Annotated in this window: 1 pseudogene; it reads left to right on the top strand. The window is 48.6% G+C overall.

The annotated features are described in order from the left end of the window. Nucleotides 1-521, top strand: a pseudogene (locus R7Z50_RS30985) (tetratricopeptide repeat protein); the annotation flags it as partial.

The following is a 521-nucleotide window of genomic DNA, read 5'->3' as shown; positions in this document are numbered from 1 at the left end:
ATCGCGTGACACTTTTGAACAGTGGCAAATGGGTGAACTTATCCATGAACCGCTCAACGACCGACTACGTTTTGTGATGATCGACCTACCGTTCTTACGCAGCATGTACGTTCAAAATGGTTACAAAGCGGGCTTGGAATTAGAACGCGCATTCGGAGAATACCTAGCAGAGCGCATCGAAAAACCGGCACGTTTGTACCACTTCTCGGATGCAAACTTACTCTACATCGAACCTAACGCAGACCGCGACGCCTCTGCCGAAGTCATGTTTGAAAAATTCCAAGCGTGGGTAGACGAATTTGCGACTCAGCATAACGTCAATCGCATCATTCGTATGGGCATCAGCGACTACCCGTTCTTGCCTCGTGCTTACACCGCTATCAATGACGAAGAGCTGCTCGATTTACTGCTACTTGCGACGCACATTGCACGCGAAGTTAGCCTCAAAGATAAACAAAGTCATTGGGTCTTTTTGAAAGCCATAGACAACGCGCCAGCAGCGAGCTTTGCAACCGGTAACA

The sequence above is a fragment of the Vibrio sp. 1249-1 genome, assembly GCF_033340495.1.
The sequence above is the reverse complement of the archived record's forward strand: the minus strand, read 5'-3'. Positions and strand labels throughout refer to the sequence as shown.